The organism is Streptomyces sp. S465 (assembly GCF_026898115.1).
Classification (GTDB): Bacteria; Actinomycetota; Actinomycetes; order Streptomycetales; family Streptomycetaceae; genus Streptomyces; species Streptomyces luomodiensis.
In genome coordinates this window covers 6754185-6772534 of sequence record NZ_CP114036.1, presented here as the reverse complement: position 1 = coordinate 6772534, position 18350 = coordinate 6754185, and the positions used below count along the sequence as shown (strand labels likewise).

General features: G+C 70.7%; 12 protein-coding genes. 2 read left to right on the top strand and 10 right to left on the bottom strand.

Going from position 1 to position 18350, the window contains the following annotated elements:
• Positions 1-13 precede the first annotated feature (13 nt).
• The 5 genes from N6H00_RS28730 to N6H00_RS28710 all read right to left on the bottom strand — a co-directional run bounded on the left by N6H00_RS28730 (position 14) and on the right by N6H00_RS28710 (position 6896).
• A complete protein-coding gene (locus tag N6H00_RS28730) occupies positions 14-859 on the bottom strand; it encodes a GNAT family N-acetyltransferase (RefSeq protein WP_268974718.1) in 846 nt (281 codons plus the stop codon).
• Between the two features lie 175 nt (positions 860-1034).
• Positions 1035-2195: a flavodoxin-dependent (E)-4-hydroxy-3-methylbut-2-enyl-diphosphate synthase gene (gene ispG / locus N6H00_RS28725; protein WP_268974717.1), complete on the bottom strand. Its 1161-nt coding sequence runs from the start codon at positions 2193-2195 to the stop codon at positions 1035-1037.
• A gap of 141 nt (positions 2196-2336) precedes the next feature.
• Positions 2337-3638, bottom strand: a complete 1302-nt coding sequence (locus N6H00_RS28720) for a M50 family metallopeptidase (protein ID WP_268974716.1) — start codon at positions 3636-3638, stop codon at positions 2337-2339.
• Positions 3635-4897: a 1-deoxy-D-xylulose-5-phosphate reductoisomerase gene (gene dxr / locus N6H00_RS28715; protein WP_268974715.1), complete on the bottom strand. Its 1263-nt coding sequence runs from the start codon at positions 4895-4897 to the stop codon at positions 3635-3637. Before dxr ends, N6H00_RS28720 begins: the two co-directional genes overlap by 4 nt.
• 64 nt (positions 4898-4961) lie before the next feature.
• On the bottom strand, positions 4962-6896 hold the full coding sequence (locus N6H00_RS28710; RefSeq protein WP_268974714.1) for an acyl-CoA dehydrogenase family protein: 1935 nt from the start codon (positions 6894-6896) through the stop codon (positions 4962-4964).
• Between the two features lie 289 nt (positions 6897-7185).
• On the opposite strand from N6H00_RS28710, the gene N6H00_RS28705 reads away from it, so the two are divergent.
• The gene (locus N6H00_RS28705; RefSeq protein ID WP_268974713.1) at positions 7186-8202 is read left to right on the top strand and encodes a LacI family DNA-binding transcriptional regulator; all 1017 of its coding nucleotides are present in this window, start codon (positions 7186-7188) and stop codon (positions 8200-8202) included.
• A 107-nt stretch (positions 8203-8309) separates the two neighbouring features.
• Here N6H00_RS28705 and N6H00_RS28700 read toward each other — a convergent pair whose 3' ends face one another.
• The 5 genes from N6H00_RS28700 to N6H00_RS28680 all read right to left on the bottom strand — a co-directional run bounded on the left by N6H00_RS28700 (position 8310) and on the right by N6H00_RS28680 (position 14728).
• Entirely contained in the window at positions 8310-9011 is a 702-nt protein-coding gene (locus N6H00_RS28700) for a glycoside hydrolase family 12 protein (RefSeq protein WP_268974712.1), read from the bottom strand.
• Complete coding sequence (locus tag N6H00_RS28695; RefSeq protein ID WP_268974711.1) at positions 8981-11041, bottom strand: beta-galactosidase; 2061 nt, start codon at positions 11039-11041, stop codon at positions 8981-8983. Before N6H00_RS28695 ends, N6H00_RS28700 begins: the two co-directional genes overlap by 31 nt.
• An 80-nt stretch (positions 11042-11121) precedes the next feature.
• A complete protein-coding gene (locus tag N6H00_RS28690) occupies positions 11122-12081 on the bottom strand; it encodes a carbohydrate ABC transporter permease (protein WP_268974710.1) in 960 nt (319 codons plus the stop codon).
• Positions 12078-13058 carry an ABC transporter permease gene (locus N6H00_RS28685; protein ID WP_268974709.1) on the bottom strand — a complete coding sequence of 327 codons (981 nt, stop codon included), beginning with the start codon at positions 13056-13058 and terminating at the stop codon, positions 12078-12080. Before N6H00_RS28685 ends, N6H00_RS28690 begins: the two co-directional genes overlap by 4 nt.
• Positions 13058-14728, bottom strand: a complete 1671-nt coding sequence (locus N6H00_RS28680) for an extracellular solute-binding protein (RefSeq protein ID WP_268974708.1) — start codon at positions 14726-14728, stop codon at positions 13058-13060. The genes N6H00_RS28685 and N6H00_RS28680 overlap by 1 nt, the downstream gene beginning before the upstream one ends.
• Before the next feature lie 427 nt (positions 14729-15155).
• Between N6H00_RS28680 and N6H00_RS28675 the strand changes: the two genes are divergently transcribed.
• Positions 15156-18263, top strand: coding sequence for a glycoside hydrolase family 3 C-terminal domain-containing protein (locus tag N6H00_RS28675; RefSeq protein ID WP_268974707.1), 3108 nt, complete (start codon positions 15156-15158; stop codon positions 18261-18263).
• The last annotated feature ends 87 nt before the right edge of the window (positions 18264-18350 follow it).

The window sequence follows — 18350 nt, the reverse complement described above, 5'->3', positions numbered from 1 at the left end:
ACTGGCCCGTCGATCAGAACAGCACACTCATGAACGCGCCGACTTCCCGGAAGCCGACCCGACGGTACGCGGCGCGGGCCGCGGTGTTGAAGTCGTTGACGTAGAGGCTCACCACGGGGGCCACCTCGCCCAGCGCATAGCGCAGCACGGCCGCCATCCCGGTCTCGGAGAGGCCGCGGCCGCGGTACTCGGGGGCGACCCAGACGCCCTGGATCTGGCAGGCGTGCGGGGTGGCCGCGCCGATCTCGGCCTTGAAGACCACCCGGCCGTCCTCGACGCGGGCGAAGGAACGCCCGGCGGAGACCAGCTCGGCGACCCGCGCCTGGTAGAGCAGCCCGCCGTCGCCCGCGAGCGGTGAGACGCCGACCTCCTCGGTGAACATCGCCACGCACGCCGGCATGATCACGTCCATCTCGTCCTTGCGGACGCGGCGCACCAGCGGGTCGGGCTGGATGTCCGCGGGCATCGAGGTGGTGACCATCAGCGGCTGATGGGCGCGGACCTCACGGGCCGGGCCCCAGCTGGGCTCGAGCAGGGACCAGAGCTCGGCCGTGGTGTCGGCCGGGCCGACGATCGAGGAGCAGCGGCGGCCGGCCCGGCGGGCGCGCTCGGCGAAGCCGCGCACGGCTTCGCGGGTGGCGCAGATGGGCACCAGGTTGGCTCCGGCGTAGCAGAGCGACTCCAGCCGGCCGCCGGAGTACCAGCCCCACATCTCACCGCCGAGCCGCCACGGGTCCAGGCCGGCGACCTGGACGCGGGCGGCGACGAAGGCGTTCGAGACGGGGTCGCGGTCGAGCACCGCGAGGGCCGAGTCGAGCTCATGGGGCTCGAGGACCCTGGTGGTGGACGTGGTCAGCACGTGTCGGTCTGCCTCACGTGGTGCGGGCCCGCGGGCCGGGGATTCGATTCTTCAGACTCTATCGCGCACGCCCGGCGCCCCTTCTTCCCAGGCTCGGTTCTCCCCAGCCACCACTGGCCCGAGAACCCCCCACGCGGGCTTTACGACACCCCGAGACAGACCGGACCGCGCATATTCAGTCGCCGCTGACCGAGACCTGGGGCTCGCCGGAGGCGACGCCGTCCTTCTCCATCTGCTCGGCGATCTTCATGGCCTCGTCGATCAGGGTCTCCACGATCTTCGACTCCGGCACGGTCTTGATGACCTCGCCCTTGACGAAGATCTGCCCCTTGCCGTTGCCGGAGGCGACGCCCAGGTCCGCCTCGCGCGCCTCGCCGGGGCCGTTGACGACACAGCCCATGACCGCGACCCGCAGCGGGACCTCCATGCCCTCCAGACCGGCCGTGACCTGGTCCGCGAGCTTGTAGACATCCACCTGCGCCCGGCCGCACGACGGGCACGAGACGATCTCCAGCCGCCGCTGCCGCAGGTTCAGCGACTCCAGGATCTGGATGCCGACCTTGACCTCCTCGGCCGGAGGGGCCGACAGCGACACCCGGATGGTGTCCCCGATGCCCTCGCTCAGCAGCGCGCCGAAGGCGACCGCCGACTTGATCGTCCCCTGGAACGCCGGACCCGCCTCCGTCACCCCCAGGTGCAGCGGGTAGTCGCACTGGGCGGCCAGCTGGCGGTAGGCGTTGACCATCACCACCGGGTCGTTGTGCTTCACCGAGATCTTGATGTCCCGGAAGCCGTGCTCCTCGAACAGTGAGCACTCCCACAACGCCGACTCCACCAGCGCCTCCGGCGTGGCCTTGCCGTACTTCTCCAGCAGCCGCTTGTCCAGCGACCCCGCGTTCACCCCGATACGGATCGGCACGCCCGCGTCCGAGGCCGCTCGGGCGATCTCCTTGACCTTGTCGTCGAACTGCCGGATGTTCCCCGGGTTCACCCGCACCGCCGCGCACCCGGCGTCGATCGCCGCGAACACGTACTTCGGCTGGAAGTGGATGTCGGCGATCACCGGAATCTGCGACTTCTTCGCGATCACCGGCAACGCGTCCGCGTCGTCCTGCGACGGACACGCCACCCGCACGATCTGGCATCCGGACGCCGTCAGCTCCGCGATCTGCTGCAGTGTCGCCCCGACGTCCGCCGTCACCGTCGTCGTCATCGACTGAACGGAGATCGGAGCGTCGCCGCCGACGGCCACCGACCCGACCTGGATCTTCCGGCTGACCCTGCGCTCGGCGAGTTTGGTCGGTACGGACGGCATTCCTAGCGAAATCGCAGTCATCTGGTTCGTAACCCCAAGAAGGTGTATGAGTGGCCGGAGATCAGCGGGCTCCGATCTCCGAGATTACGGCAACGGTCATGTCCTCAGCACACTCCGCTCCTGAAGTCCACCCAAAGGCGAACTTCAGGACAACCCGAGTCATCAGGAGATTTTCACGGGGTTCACGACGTCGGCCACCAGGACCAGCAGTGTGAAGCAGATGAAGACTCCGGCGATCACATAGGCGACCGGCATCATCTTCGCCACGTCGAACGGGCCCGGGTCGGGCCGCCGGACCAGCCGGGCGGTGTGGCGCCGGATGGACTCCCACAGCGCACCCGCGATGTGACCGCCGTCCAGCGGCAGCAGCGGCAGCATGTTGAACAGGAACAGCGAGAGGTTGAACCCGGCGACCAGGAAGAGCATGGTCGCGATCCGCTGGGAGGGCGGGATGTCGAGGTTGGCGACCTCGCCGCCGACCCGGGCCGCGCCCACGACGCCCATCGGCGAGTCCGCCTTGCGCGGGGCGTCCCCGAAGGCCGCGTTCCACAGGTCCGGGATCTTGGAGGGCAGGGCGATCATGGAGTCGATGCCGTCCTCGACCATGTTGCCCATGCGGTCCACGGACTGCGCGAAGGACTGCTTGACCACCCCGCTGGCCGGGGTGAAGCCGAGGAAGCCGGCCGTGACGTACTCGCCCTCGACATAGCCGCCGTGCCCGTCGGACTTGGCGACCTGGTTCTCTATGAGGTTGGCGTGCAGGGTCTTGCGGACGCCGTCCCGCTCGATGGTGATCGTGGCGGGACCGGTGGTCTTGCGGATGTCCTGCTGGAGCGTGCCCCAGTCCGGGGTGCGGTGGCCGTTGAAGGCGATGATCTTGTCCCGGGGCTGCAGACCGGCGGCCTTGGCCGGGGAGTCCTTGGCCTTCTTGGGGCAGGTGTCGGTGTCGGCCGAGGCCGCGACCACGCACTGGGAGACGGTGCCCACGCTGGTGGTCTGGGTGTTGACGCCGAAGCTCATCATCACCCCGAGGAAGATCGCCACCGCGAGGACCAGGTTCATGAACGGCCCGGCGAACATGACGATCACGCGCTTCCACGGCTTGCGCGTGTAGAACAGGCGCTTGTCGTCGCCGGGCTGGAGCTCCTCGAAGGCGGCCGACCGGGCGTCCTCGATCATGCCCCGCCAGGGTGAGGTGGAGCGTGCGGTGATCTTGCCGTCGTCGCCCGGCGGGAACATCCCGATCATGCGGATGTAGCCGCCGAACGGGACCGCCTTGACGCCGTACTCGGTCTCGCCCTTCTTCCGGGAGAAGATCGTCGGCCCGAAACCGACCATGTACTGCGGCACCCGGATGCCGAAGAGCTTGGCCGTGGAGAGATGGCCGAGCTCATGCCAGGCGATCGAGATCAGCAGGCCGACGGCGAACACCACTATGCCGAGGACCGTCATCAGTGTCGTCATGCGCGAGCCTCCGGGGTCGCCTTCGCCGCTCGGGCGGCCAGTTCCGTTGCGCGGGCACGGGCCCATGTCTCGGCTTCGAGGACGTCCGCGACGGTGAGCCGGGTTCCCGCGGTGGGGGTGCCGTGCTCGGCCACCACCTCCGCGACCGTATCGACGATTCCGTTGAACGGCAGCTTTCCGCCGAGGAACGCGGCCACGCACTCCTCGTTCGCCGCGTTGAAGACGGCCGGGGCGGTGCCGCCGAGGCGGCCGACGTGGCGGGCGAGGCCGACCGAGGGGAACGCCTCGGTGTCGAGCGGGAAGAATTCCCAGGTGTGGGCCTTGGTCCAGTCGCAGCCGGGCGCGGCGTCGGGCACCCGCTCGGGCCAGCCGAGAGCGAGCGAGATGGCCATCCGCATATCGGGCGGGCTCGCCTGGGCGAGCGTCGAGCCATCGGTGAATTCCACCATCGAGTGAATGTACGACTGCGGGTGGACCACCACCTCGATCCGCTCGAACGGAATGTCGTACAGCAGATGGGCCTCGATCACCTCCAGGCCCTTGTTGACGAGGGTCGCGGAGTTGATCGTGATCACCGGGCCCATGTCCCAGGTGGGGTGGGCCAGCGCCTGCTCCCGGGTGACCGTGGCCAGCTCCCGCTTCGTGCGCCCGCGGAACGGGCCGCCGGATGCGGTGACCACGAGCTTGCGGACCTCCTCCCGGGCGCCCCCGAGCAGCGCCTGGAAGAGCGCGGAGTGCTCGGAGTCGACCGGGACGATCTGACCGGGCTTGGCGATGGCTCTGACCAGGGGCCCGCCGACGATGAGCGATTCCTTGTTGGCCAGCGCCAGCACCCGGCCCGCCTCCAGGGCGGCCAGGGTCGGCGCCAGGCCGATGGAGCCGGTGATGCCGTTGAGCACGGTGTGGCACTGGGAGCGGGCGAGCTCGGTGGCCGCGTCGGGCCCCGCCAGGATCTCGGGGAGCGGCTCACCGGCGCCGTAGCGCGCGCCGAGCGCCTCGCGCACCTCGGCCACCGCCTCCGGCCGGGCGACCGCGACCCTCTCCACCCGCAGCCGGTGGGCCTGCTCGGCGAGCAGACCGGCCCGGGTCCCGGCGGCGGACAGGCCGGTCACGCGGAAGCGGTCGGGGTTGCGCACCACGACGTCGATGGCCTGGGTGCCGATCGAACCGGTGGAGCCCAGGATCACGATGTCGCGCACGCTCGCCGCGGCGGTGGCCGCCGGAAAACGCACGTGCGGGTCAGCCAGGGATTCCGTCATCCCCCCATTGTGGAGGCAAGGGGCGGCGGCTCGGGACGAGCCCCGGGATCCGGTGATCGGCGGCTCAGTGAACGGGCCGGTGGACGTTTCGTCGGGCGGTCGGTCCGGGGGTGGCGTCGGCGATCCAGGGGCCGTCGCCACTGGGGTCGACAATGCCCTGCTCGAGCCATTCGTAGGCACCGGAGAGCACACCGGAGACGACCTTGCGGTCGAGCTCGTCGGTGTTGTTCCACAGCCGCCCGAAGAGCTCGTCGGCACGGATCCTGGCCTGCCGGCAGAAGGCGTCGGCCAGCTGGTACGCCGCGACGCCGTGGTCACCGCGGGAGCGCAGCATCTCGGCCCGTACGCAGGCCGCGCTCATCGCGAACAGCTCCGCGCCGATGTCGACGATCCGGCTGAGGAAGCCCTGTTTGGTCTCCATCCGGCCCTGCCAGCGGGACATGGCGTAGAACGTGGAGCGGGCCAGCTTGCGCGCCGAGCGCTCGACGTAGCGCAGATGCGGGGACAGGTCGCGATGGCCCCGCGGATGGAACTCGGCGTAGGCGCGGGGCAGCTGGCCGGGGCCGGTGACCAGGCCGGGCAGCCAGCGGGCGTAGAAGCCGCCGGCCTTGGCCGCCGCCTTGCCCTTGTCCGACAGGGACGCGTCGGGGTCGATGAGGTCGCCCGCCACCGACAGATGGGCGTCCACGGCCTCGCGGGCGATGAGGAGGTGCATGATCTCGGTCGAGCCCTCGAAGATCCGGTTGATCCGCAGATCGCGCAGCATCTGCTCGGCGGGGACGGCCCGCTCTCCGCGGGCGGCCAGCGAGGCCGCGGTCTCATAGCCCCGGCCGCCGCGGATCTGGACCAGTTCGTCGGCCATCAGCCAGGCCATCTCGCTGCCGTAGAGCTTGGCGAGCGCGGCCTCGATACGGATGTCGTTGCGGTCCTCGTCGGCCATCTGGGAGGCGAGGTCGATGACGGCCTCCAGGGCGAAGGTGGTCGCCGCGATGAAGGAGATCTTGGCGCCGACGGCCTCGTGCCGGGCGATGGGCTTGCCCCACTGCTCACGGGCGGCGGACCATTCCCGGGCGATCTTCAGGGACCACTTCCCGGCGCCCGCGCACATCGCGGGCAGCGACAGCCGTCCGGTGTTGAGCGTGGTCAGCGCGATCTTGAGGCCGGCGCCCTCGGGGCCGATCCGGTTGGCGGCCGGGACCCGGACCCGGTGGAAGCGGGTCACCCCGTTCTCCAGGCCGCGCAGCCCCATGAAGGCGTTGCGGTTCTCCACGGTGACGCCTTCGGAGGCGGTCTCGACGACGAAGGCGGTGATACCGCCCTTGTGGCCGTCGGAGCGCGGCACCCGGGCCATCACCACGAGGAGGTCGGCGACGACGCCGTTGGTGGTCCACAGCTTGACGCCGTCGAGGACGTAGTCGTCGCCGTCGGGCACGGCGGTGGTGGCGAGGCGGGCCGGGTCGGAGCCCACGTCCGGCTCGGTGAGCAGGAAGGCCGAGATGTCGGTGCGGGCGCAGCGCGGCAGGAAGCGGTCCTTCTGCTCCTGGGTGCCGAAGAGTTTCAGCGGCTGCGGCACGCCGATGGACTGGTGGGCGGAGAGCAGCGCGCCGATCGCCGGGCTGACGGAGCCGGCCAGGGCGAGGGCCTTGTTGTAGTAGACCTGGGTGAGGCCGAGACCGCCGTACTTGGTGTCGATCTTCATGCCGAGCGCGCCGATCTCCTTGAGCCCCTTGATGGTCTCGTCGGGGATCTGCGCCTCGCGCTCGATACGGGCGGCGTCGACCCGCGTCTCGCAGAACGCGCCGAGCTTGGCGAGGAAGGTCTCACCGCGGCGTACGTCGTCCGGGGCGGGGGTGGGGTGCGGATGGATCAGGTCGAGTCGGAAGCGGCCGAGGAAGAGCTCCTTGGCGAAGCTCGGCTTATGCCATACCTGTTCGCGTGCGGCCTCGGCGACCTGGCGCGCTTCACGCTCGGACACCGGCCTGACGGATGATGCGGTCATCGGTGCTCCCTTGCCGCAAATGACGATCTCGTGACATTACCGGCACGTACCGCTGCCAGTGTGCCTCCGGTCCGACGGGACGGCAAAGCGAGGGAACGCCGGGGCGGGAGAGTCGTTGAAGCGCTTCGACAGCGCTTCAGCGACCCCTGGACAGCCCTGCGCTATGGGTTTACTGTCAATCCGATCGTCGGCCGGAGAGGAATTCGGCTTATGCGTCGAAGCGCTTCACCCGCCTGCTGATCCGTCTGATGTCGTCCCTCTGCCCTCACCACCGGATGGAGTCCCCCGCATGGTCACCCTCGCCGAGGTCGCCCGCCACGCCGGAGTCTCCGCCAGCACGGTGAGCTATGTCCTCAGCGGCAAGCGGTCGATCTCCGCCCCCACCCGCGAGCGCGTCGAGCACAGCATCAAGGAACTCGGCTACCACCCGAACGCCGGAGCCCGCGCCCTGGCCAGCAGCCGCTCCAACATCATCGCGCTCATGGTGCCACTGCGGACGGACATGTACGTGCCCGTGATGATGGAGATCGCCATCGCGGTCGCCACCACCGCCCGCTCCCACGGCTATGACGTCCTGCTGCTCACCGGCGAGGAGGGCCCGGCGGCGGTGCGCCGGGTGACCGGCAGCGGGCTCGCCGACGCCATGATCGTGATGGATGTGGAGCTGGAGGACGAGCGGCTGCCGCTGCTGCACGCGGCCCGCCAGCCCACCGTGCTGATCGGGCTGCCCGCCGACACCGTCGGCCTGACCTGCGTCGATCTGGACTTCACCGCCACCGGTGCGCTGTGCGCCGAGCATCTGGCGGCCCTCGGCCACCGGGAGATCGCCGTCGTGGGCGAGGCCGCGGCCGTCTACGAGCGCCACACCGGGTTCGCCGAGCGGACCCTGGAGGGGTTGCGCCGCCGCGCCGGTGAGCTGGGCCTGCGGCTGCTGCACCGCCCGTGCGAGGGCAGCTACGAGTCCATGGACGGCACCCTCTCCCGGATCTTCGACGAGCGGCCCGGCACCACCGGCTTCGTGGTGCAGAACGAGGCGGCCATCGATCCGCTGCTCAGCCTGTTGCGCCGGCAGGGGCGCGCGGTCCCCGAGGACATCTCGGTGGTGGCCGTCTGCCCCGAGCAGGTGGCCACCCAGGCGTCGGTGCGGCTCACCTCGGTGGCCATCCCGGCGGAGGAGATGGGGCGGCGCGCGGTGGAGCTGGTGGTGGCGAAGCTCGAAGGGAACGCCCCCGAGGAGCAGGTGGCCCTGCTCGCCCCGGAGCTGACCGTACGGGCCAGCTCGGGCCCGGCGCCCGGCACGTCCTGACCCCGTCCGGCACGTCCTGCCTCCGTCCGCGCGCCCGCCCCCTCGCCCGCCGCGTCCCGTACCAGCTGCCCCGGTGCCGGGCGCGCCCGGCACCGGGTACGCGGGCGTCAGCTCGCGCTCACGCCGAAGCTGTTGGTCCGGAAGTCCAGACCGCCGGCCGACGAGGTGATCTCGTAGCCGAACTGGACGTCGCCGATGGTGACATCGCCGAACCAGCCCTTGGTGTTCTTGATCCAGTTCACGATGGGCTTGATGTCCACGGAGCCGGAGGTGGAGTTGGAGGTGCGGAGGAACGAGAAGACCTCATTGGCCCCGTTGCTGCCCTTGTAGACGCTCCAGCTGTGGCCGCCGAGGGTGACATTGCCCTGGGCGGTGCCGAGCGGGCCGACCGCGCCGGTCTTGTTGACCCAGAGCATGATCTCGTAGTCGTAGTTGGTGTCCCAGATGTCGTACGAGGTGTTGTACGCGCCCGAGGACGGCACAGTGACGTTGTAGGTGCTGGTCAGGCTGGAGATGGCGCTGATCTTCTTGCCGACGACCTTCTTGGCGTTGGGGTAGGACTTGATGCCGCCGGTGCCCGGGTGGTCGGCCCACACTCCCCAGTCGCTGTAGGAGTTGGCCCAGATGGTCTGGGCTCCGGCGCCGGAGCCCCAGATGTTGTTGTAGAGGGTGTAGCCGCCGTTGGACCAGGTGCCCCACTGGTCCGAGGAGGACCAGGTGGCGGCCTGGGCGGGGGCGGCGGCGAAGCCGATCAGCGCCAGCAGGGCGATCAGCGGGGTCAGGAAGAGCGTTCGGGCGGCTCGTTGCACGGGACTGCTCCCTTCGGGTGGGGGGTCGGATGACGGGATGCGAGCGGAGCCAGAACCATGACCGCGAAGCGGTCCAGCCGGACGCTGGTGTGGTGCACACGCCCGGTGAGCAGATCCGTCCGGGTGGACGGGAGGGGGACGACGGCCGGGGTGCGGCCGTGGTTGAGGAGGAAGAGGAACGGGCCGCGCCGCACCGCCTCGACGCCCTCGGGGAGACCGGGCAGCACGGGGGCCAGCCCCGCCTCCTCGGCGGCGCGGGCCAGCAGGGCGCGCAGGGCGGCGGGTTCGGGGAGGGTGGAGACGTACCAGGCGGTGCCCGCGCCGTAGGCGTTGCGGGTGAGGGCGGGGCGGCCGTCGAGTTCACCGCCCTTGATCCGGGCGACCGGTTCGGCGGTGGACGGCTCCAGGTCCTCGGACCAGAGCGTGCCCCGGAACGGGCCGAGCCGGGGGCCCTCGGCGTTCAGCGCCTCGCCCTCGGCCAGCGGCCACCACTCGTGGACCGTACGGATGCCCAGGAGATCGCGCAGCCGCCGGTCCACCCCGCCGGGGCGCACCCGGTCGTCCTCGTCGGCGACGCCCGTGAAGAAGCCGCACACGAGGGTGCCGCCGCCCCGCACATACGCGGCGAGGTTGTCCAGTGCCTCGTCGGTGAGCAGGTACAGCTGGGGGACGGCGACGAGGGCGTAGTCGGTGAGGTCGGCGTGCGGATGGGCGAAGTCGGTGGTGAGGTTCCGCTCCCACAGGGCCTGGTGCCAGGTGCGCAGCAGCCCTTCGTAGGAGACCAGGGAGGAGGGGCGGCCGTCCTGGACGGAGGCCCACCAGGAGTGCCAGTCGTGCAGGACGGCGGCCCGTGCGGGCACGTCGGTGCCCACGACCGGGGCCAGTGCGCGCAGCTCGGCGCCGAGCTCGCAGACCCGCGCGAAGGTGCGGCTCGGCTCACCGGCGTGCGGCACCATCGCGGAGTGGAACTTCTCGCCGCCCTGTCGGGACTGCCGCCACTGGAAGAAGCAGACGCCGTCGGCGCCGCGCGCGACGGCCTGGAGGGACCACAGCCGCATCAGTCCGTCGGGCTTGGGACGGTTCACCTCACGCCAGTTGACCGGGCCGGCGGCCTGCTCCATGAGCACCCAGGGCCCGCCCGCCTGGGAGCGGGTCAGGTCCTGGACCATCGCCCCGTACGCCGCCCCGTGCGGGTCCCCGGGGTCGGGGTAGAGGTCGACGGAGACCACGTCCTCCTCGGCCGCCCAGGCCCAGCCGTCCTGGCCGCTGAACAGCGGCATGAAGTTGGTGGTGACCGGGGTGTGCGGGGTGCGTGCGGCCAGCGCCTGGCGTTCGGCGGTGAAGCACTCCAGCAGGGCGTCGCTGGTGAAGCGGCGGAAGTCCAGCGCCTGGCCGGGGTTGATCAGGTACGGGGCGCGGCGCGGCGGGATGATCTCCTCCCAGGAGTCGTAGCGCTGGCTCCAGAAGGCCGTCCCCCACGCCTCGTTGAGCGCCTCCAGCTCGCCGTACCTCGCGCGCAGCCAGCGGCGGAAGTGCCGGGCGGTCTCGTCGCACCAGCAGTGGGTGCCGTACTCGTTGCCGACGTGCCACATCCGCAGGGCCGGATGGCCGCCGTAGCGGTCCGCCAGGTCCTCGGTGATGCGCAGTGCGTAGTCGCGGTAGACGGGGGACGAGGCGCAGAACTGGTTCCGTGAGCCGTACCAGACGACGGAGCCGGTCTCGTCGCGCGGCAGGGTCTCGGGGTGTCGGGAGCCCATCCAGGGAGGCGGGGAGGCGGTCGGGGTGGCCAGGCACACCTCGATGCCGCCGTCGTGGAGCAGGTCCATGACCCGGTCCAGCCAGCCGAAGTCCCGGGCTCCGGGCCGGGGTTCGAGCCGGGCCCAGGAGAAGACGCCGACGGTGACGGTGGTGACGCCCGCCCGGCGCATCAGCCGGATGTCGTCGTGCCAGACGCTCTCGGGCCACTGCTCGGGGTTGTAGTCGCCGCCGTAGAGGATGCGGCCGCGGGTGGCGTCGTGCAGGTCGGGCATACCGGCTCTCGTCTCGGGTCGGCTGGGGGCATGGGGGATATCGGAGATGTCGGGAGCGCTGGGGACGGGGGCACGCCGCGTCAGCCCTTGACGGCGCCGGTGAGCATGCCCTTGGTGAAGTGCTTCTGGACGAAGGGGTAGAGCACCGCGACGGGGATCAGCGCGAGCACCATGACGGCCATCTGCACGGACAGCGCGGGGATCTGCTGGGTGGAGATCATCTGGGACATGCCCTGCGGTGCCTGCTGCTTGATGACCAGCTGGCGCAGGATCATCTGGAGCGGCCACATCTCCTGGTCGTTGAGGTAGAGCATGGCGTTGAACCACTGGCTCCAGTAGCCGACCGCGTAGAAGAGCGAGACCACCGCGATCACCGCCTTGGACAGCGGCAGCACGATGCGGAACAGGATCCGCCAGTCCCCCGCGCCGTCGATCCGGGCGCTGTCGATCAGCTCCGGCGCGATGTTCTGGAAGAACGATCTCAGCACCAGGACGTTGAAGACCGAGACGGCCCCGGGAAGGATCATCGACCAGTAGCTGCCCTCCAGGCCGACGCCGGTGACCAGCAGGTAGGTGGGGATGAGACCGGCGTTGAAGAACATGGTGACCAGCAGCACCAGCAGGATCGGCCGGTGCAGGAAGGACCCCGAACGGGACAGTCCGTAGGCGCACAGGACCGAGACGGCGGTGCTGATCACGGTGCCCACGGCGGTGAGCGCGAGGCTGACGATCGTCGCGCGGGTCACCGTGCCGCCGCTCAGCAGCTCGGTGTAGGCGCGGAAGGTGACCGTCCTGGGGACGATCACCAGCCCGCCGGCGTCGGTGATGGTCTTCTGGTCGGAGAGGCTGGTGACGATCACCACCCACAGCGGGCCGAGGATCGCCAGACACACCCCGACCAGGGTGGCCCCCTTGAGGCCCTGGCCGGCCTTGCCGGGCTCCTCCTCCCACACCGGGCGCTTCTGGTGACGGCGCCGCGGGGGGCGGTCGGGGCGCGCGGGCGGGGTGGGCCGGGCCGCGATCCGCTCGGTCGCGGTCATTTCCGGTACACCCCCTGCTCGCCGAGCATATGGGCGACCTTGTTGGCGATCAGCACCAGCACCAGGCTGAAGGCGCCCTTGATCAGACCGCCGGCGGCGGCGATCCCGTAGTCGGTGTTGGCGATGCCGACCCACCACACATAGGTGTCGAAGACCTCCGAGGCGCCGGGTCCCACCGCGTCGCGCTGGAGCAGGATCTGCTCGAAGCCGACGGTCAGCGAGTCGCCGACGCGCAGCACCAGCAGCAGGGCGACCACGGGGCGCAGCGCGGGCAGCGTGACGTGCCACATCCGGCGCCAGCGGTTCGCGCCGTCCACGGCGGCGGCCTCGTAGAGGTCCTGGTTGACGGCGGAGAGGGCGGCCAGGAAGACGATCACGCCCCAGCCCGCGTCCTTCCACACCAGCTGGGCGGTGATCAGGAGCTTGAAGACCCCTGGGTCGGTCATCAGGTCGAAGCCCTCGTGCCCATGGGCGCGCAGCTGCTGGGCGAGCAGCCCGGCGCCGCCGAGCATCTGCTGGAAGATGGTGATGACCAGCACCCAGGAGAAGAAGTGCGGCAGGTACAGGATCGACTGCACCAGACCGCGGATCCGGTCGCTGAGCACGCTGTTGAGCAGCAGCGCCAGCGCGATGGGCACCGGGAAGAACAGCACCAGCTGGATGAGGGTGATGGAGAGGGTGTTGGCGAAGGCGTCCCAGAAGCGGCTGTCCTCGAACAGGAGGGTGAAGTTGTCCAGGCCCACCCAGGGACTGGTCCACAGCCCCTGGGTGAACGGGTCGTAATCCTTGAAAGCCACCGTGGTCCAGATCAGCGGGACGTAGTTGAACAGCAGCAGCAGACCGACGGCGGGCGCGGCCATCAGCAGCAGGGTGCGGTCCCGGCGCAGCCGGTGCCACCATCCGGTGCGACCGGCCGGCGTGCCGCGTCCCGCCGGGCCACCGCGGGTTCTCGCCCGACCGCGGACGTCCAGGGCCATCAGGCGCCGCTGCCGTTCTGGTCGAGGAGCTTCGCGTACCAGTCGCGGAGCCGGTCGCCGCCCCCGCTGCGCCAGTCGCTGACGGCCTGCTGGGCGTCCTTGACCGACTTACGGCCGCGGGTGACGTCCTTGGCGAGGTCCTCGAAGGGCGTGTAGAGCGAGGCGTAGCGGTTGGGCTCTTGAATCTGCATCCCGTAGAACAGCGGCTTCCTGGCGAACTTCCCCATCCGCTGCATCCAGCCGCAGTAGTCCTCGACCATCTGCGGGAAGTCGGGGTAAGCCACGCTCGCCTGCGGAGAGACGATGAAGCGGTAGGTGTCCTGGACCTCCTTGACGCCCTTGGCGTTCTTGACCGGCACCCCCTTCCTCATGTCGTGGTGCACGCCTTCGACGCCGTAGTCGATGAGGCGCTGTTCCTTGGTGCCGAAGGGCGCGGCGATGAAGTTCGCGAGCGCGAGGATTTCCTCGATCCGGTCCTTGGCGAGGTTCTTGTTGAGGAAGGACCAGATCTGGGCGGGCGGGTCGAGATAGATGACCGGGTCACCGCCGTCGGGGCCGAACCAGTCCATTCCCTGGATCTTGAATTCCGGGTGGGAACCGGCCTGTTCGAAAGTGGCGCCGTACCATTTGGCGTCACCGTCGTTGTAGAAGAGCGTCTGCCCGGAGGTGAAGCGGGTCAGCGCGTCATTGGCCTTGCCCGCCACCGCGTCCGGGTGGACATAGCCCTCGGCGAAGAGCTTGCGGCACCATTCCAGGGCCTCGAGGTAGTTCTCGGTCTCAACCTTGTGGACGAGCCTGCCGTTCTCCTCCACCCAGTAGTACGGCTTCTCCCCCGGGCAGCCGAAGAACCGCTGCGCCGACCACCACATGTCGTCGCAGGCCCATACCTTGCTCTTGGGGCGGGTGATCTCCTTGGCGAGGGCGAGGAATTCATCCGGGCTCTCGGGAACCTGGTAACCCTCCTTGGTGAAGATGTCCTCGCGGTAGTACGGAACGACGCCGCCGAGCGGGCGGGACGGCATCGGCAGCCCGCGGAGCTTGCCGCCGAAGACGGACATCTGCCATGCGGCGGTGGGGATGGCGGCGAGGTTCGGATACTTCTTGACCTTGTCGCCGGAGAGATACGGCCCCAGGTCGGCGAATTTGGCGCTCACCGCGCCATGGATCCTTCCGCCCATCTCCCACAGCGGGATCGTCACGATATCGGCGATATCGCCGGAGGCGAGGACGGCGCTGAGCTTCTCACCGTAGGTGTTGCCGTCCTGAGGCTGGAGGTCGATGGTCGCGCCGAGCGCGTCGTCGACCGCCTTGTAGTAGGCGTTGTTCTTGGGCGGCGGGGTGCCCCACAGCGGTGCGAACATCGTGTAGCCGCCGCCGTGGCCGGGCTTGCCCGGCACGGAGGCGACCAGTTGGGCGGCCGGCGGGGCCTTGGTGTAGCCGGGGCTGGAGCCGTTGACGCTGGGGATGTCCGGGTCCGCCACCTTCGAGGGCACATAGGCCGGCAGCAGGTTCTTCAGTTCCTTGCCGGAGGTGGTGCCGCCCTTACCGGAGCCTTCCTCGGTGGAGCACCCCGACAGCAGCGGAGCCCCTCCCGCGGCGACCGCCGTGGCGGCCAGGAAGGTTCTCCGGCTGGGAGAGGAAGTGGAGGCCGAAGCCTGGGAGTTCGGCATTGCGTCAACCCTTCGTGGCGTACCCGCCGTACGACTGATGGTCGCTGATGGTCGAAGCGCTTCGATATTGCGCTGAGGTTAAGTCGGGGGGTGAGGTCGCGCAAGAGCGATGCCGAAAAGAATCGTCGGATGTCTGGCCTCCGAGGGCCTGAGCGACCGTGGGGGCGGTTGGGCGACGCTGCGCCGTTGAGCCTTGACAGGGCCGGTATGGTGCGCTCAGCATCGAAGCGCTTCGAATTGATGGCGCATCAGGTTGTACGTGACACCTCCGACCAACGGCGTAAGGGGATGCGTACCCATGAGTGACGGACGCGCGGCAACCGGGCCGCAGACGGACACGAATGCCGCATCCGCGCCGCGCGGCCGGAGAAACGAACCGAATGGGGATTCGGTTACCCGGCCGCCTTTCCGTGATCCGCGGCTGCCGGTGCGCATACGCGTGGACGATCTGCTGGGCCGGCTCACGCTCGATGAACGGATCGCGATGCTGCACCAGTTCGCGCCCGGAGTGGAGCGGCTCGGCCTCGCGCCGTTCCGTACCGGGCAGGAGGCGCTGCACGGTGTCGCCTGGATGGGCCCGGCGACCGTCTTTCCCCAGGCCGTCGGCCTGGGCGCGACCTGGAACGCGGAGCTGGTGCGGCGGGTCGGCGAGGCGGTCGGCCGCGAGGCACGGGCGATGCGCGCACGCGATCCGCGGGTGGGACTCAATGTGTGGTCGCCGACGGTGAATCTGCTGCGCGATCCGCGCTGGGGCCGCAATGAGGAGGGGTACGCCGAGGACCCATGTCTCACCTCGGCCCTGGCCACGGCCTACACCCACGGGCTGCGCGGCGGCCATCCGGAGCGCTGGCGCACCGCGCCCGTCCTCAAGCACTGGCTGGCGCACAACAACGAGACCGACCGGGACACCACCTCTTCCTCCGTACGGCCGCGGGTGCTGCACGAATACGATCTGGCGGCCTTCCGCGGGGCGGTGCGGGCGGGTGCGGTGGCCGGGGTGATGCCCGCGTACAACCTGGTCAACGGGCGGCCCAACCACGTCTCCCCGTATCTGCGCGACCAGCTGCGCACCTGGACCGACCAGGATCTGGTGGTCTGCTCCGACGCGGGCGCGCCGTCCAATCTGGTCGATTCCGAGCACTACTTCGACACCCATGAGGAGGCCATCGCCGCGGCCCTGCTGGCCGGGGTGGACAGCTTCACCGACCACGACCAGGACGCGTCGAAGACGATCGCGCGGGTGCGGGGCGCGCTGGAGCGCGGACTGATCGACGCCTCCACGGTGGATACGGCGGTGCGGCGGCTGCTGGCGATGCGGTGTGCGCTGGGCGAGTTCGACGAACCCGCCGGACCGGGGGGCGGCCTGGCCGGACCGGCGAATGGGGCTGCCCCGCCGGGGGACGGCCCTGCCGGACCGCTCGGATACGGTTCCGACGGCTCGAGGGACTCCGGTGGCTCCGGTGGCTCGAGGGACTCCGGTGGCTCCGGTGGCTCGAGGGACGGCTCCGACGACGGTGCCTTCGACACCCCCGCCCATCGCGCGCTCGCCCAGGAGGCCGCCGAACAGGCCGTCGTCCTGCTCGTCAACGACGGTCTGCTGCCGCTCTCCCACAGCGCCGTCCGCACCCTCGCCGTCGTCGGTCCGCTCGCCGACGAGTGCAAGCTCGACTGGTACAGCGGGAGTCTGATCCGCCGCAGTTCGCCGCGCGAGGCGCTGGCCGAACGGCTCGGCGCGGACCGGGTGGTGTTCACGGACGGCCTGGACACGGTACGGCTGCGCACCGCGGCCGGTTGGGTGCGGGTGCCGGACGCGGCGGCGGAAGGGGAGGCGGAGAACGCGGAACGGACGGACGAGGGCTCGCTCAACCCGGCGCATACGGAGGGCCGTACCGCTCTGCCGCCGCTGACCATCGGCGACACCGCCACCGACCTGGCCATGGCCGACTGGGGCGACGGTGTGCTCACCCTGCGCGCGCCCTCCGGCCGCTATCTGACCGTGGCCGGGGACGGATTCGTCCGCGCGGCGGCCGAGCAGCCCGGGGGCTGGGTGGTCCAGGAGACGTTCACGCTGGAAGCGCACCGCGACGGACACCTCCTCAGGCACGCGGGGACGGGCGGCTACGTCTGTGTCGCCGCGGGCGGGCTGAAGGTTGCCGAGCGTGACGGCGGCGAGGAGGGGACCGTCTTCCGGCTGGAGGTCGTCGAGCGCGGCGAGGACGCGGTGGCCCGCGCCGCCGCCCAGGCGGACGCCGTGGTGGTCGTGGCGGGCAACGACCCGCACATCGGCGGCCGGGAGACCGAGGACCGCACCACCCTCGCCCTGCCCGCCCAGCAGGAGCGGCTGTGGCGCGCGGCCCACGCCGCCAATCCGCGGACCGCGCTGGTGCTGACGTCCAGTTATCCGTACGCGGTCGGGGACGCGGCCGATACGCTGCCCGCGCTGCTGTGGACGGCGCACGGCGGCCAGGCGGCGGGCACGGCGCTGGCCCGGGTGCTGTTCGGGGACGTCTCACCGGCGGGGCGGCTGCCGCAGACCTGGTACCTCGCCGACCACGATCTTCCCGATCTGCTCGACTACGACATCATCGCCTCGCGCGCCACCTATCTGTACTTCGACGGCGCTCCCCTCTTCCCCTTCGGGCACGGGCTGTCGTACACGGCCTTCGCCTACGGCGAGCTGTCGGTGCGGCAGGACTCGGGCCCGTCCCGGGATTCCGGCCTGACCCGGGAGGCGGGCCTGACCCGGGAGGCGGGCCTGACCCGGGAGGCGGGCCTGACCGTGGAGTGTGAGGTCACCAACTCGGGTCCGCGCGACGGCGACGAGGTCGTGCAGATCTACGCGAGCGCGCCGGGCGCGCGGGTCCCACTGCCGCACCGCCGGCTCATCGCGCACCGCAGGGTGTGGCTGCGCCGGGGCGAGAAGGTGCGGCTGTTCTTCACCGTGCCGGTCGAGGACGCGCTGGGCTTCTGGGACGTGGCGCACGGCCGCTGGACCGTCGACCCGGGGACGTACGAGATCCACGCGGGCGCCTCCAGCGCGGACATCCGCCGCACCGCCGCCGTCACCGTCGAGGGCCCGCCGCCCGCGCCGCGCCCGGTGCTGCGGTGCGGTCTGGAGGCCGCGGACTACGACGCGGCGGACGGGATCGTGCTGGTGGACCGCACCAAGGTGCGCGGGGACGCGGTGGCCGCCCGTGCCGACGCGGTCGGCCGGCTGCTCTTCCGCGCCTGCGACTTCGGCGCGGGCGCGACGTCGATGACCGTGGCGGCCGCGCATGAGGCGACGGGGAACACAGCCGGGGACGAGGACGGCGACGCGGCCGGGGACGGGGACGGGGACGGCGACGACGCGACGGTCGAGGTCCATCTCGCCGACGGCACCACCCTGGCCACCGTCGCCGTCCCGCCCACCGGAGGCCGCTACGCCTACACCACGGTCCGCGCCGCCCTGGCCGCGCCGCCGACCGGCGTCCAGGACCTGCACGTCACGCTGCGCGGCGCCCTGAGACTGGCCCGCCTCGGCTTCTCCGGTTGAGGGCCCGGAGCGGCCGGGGCGGGCCGTGCCCCTACGCCGGGCCCCGCCCCCGCGGCGGAGCAGGAGCGGGGCCCGGCGGTACGGGAT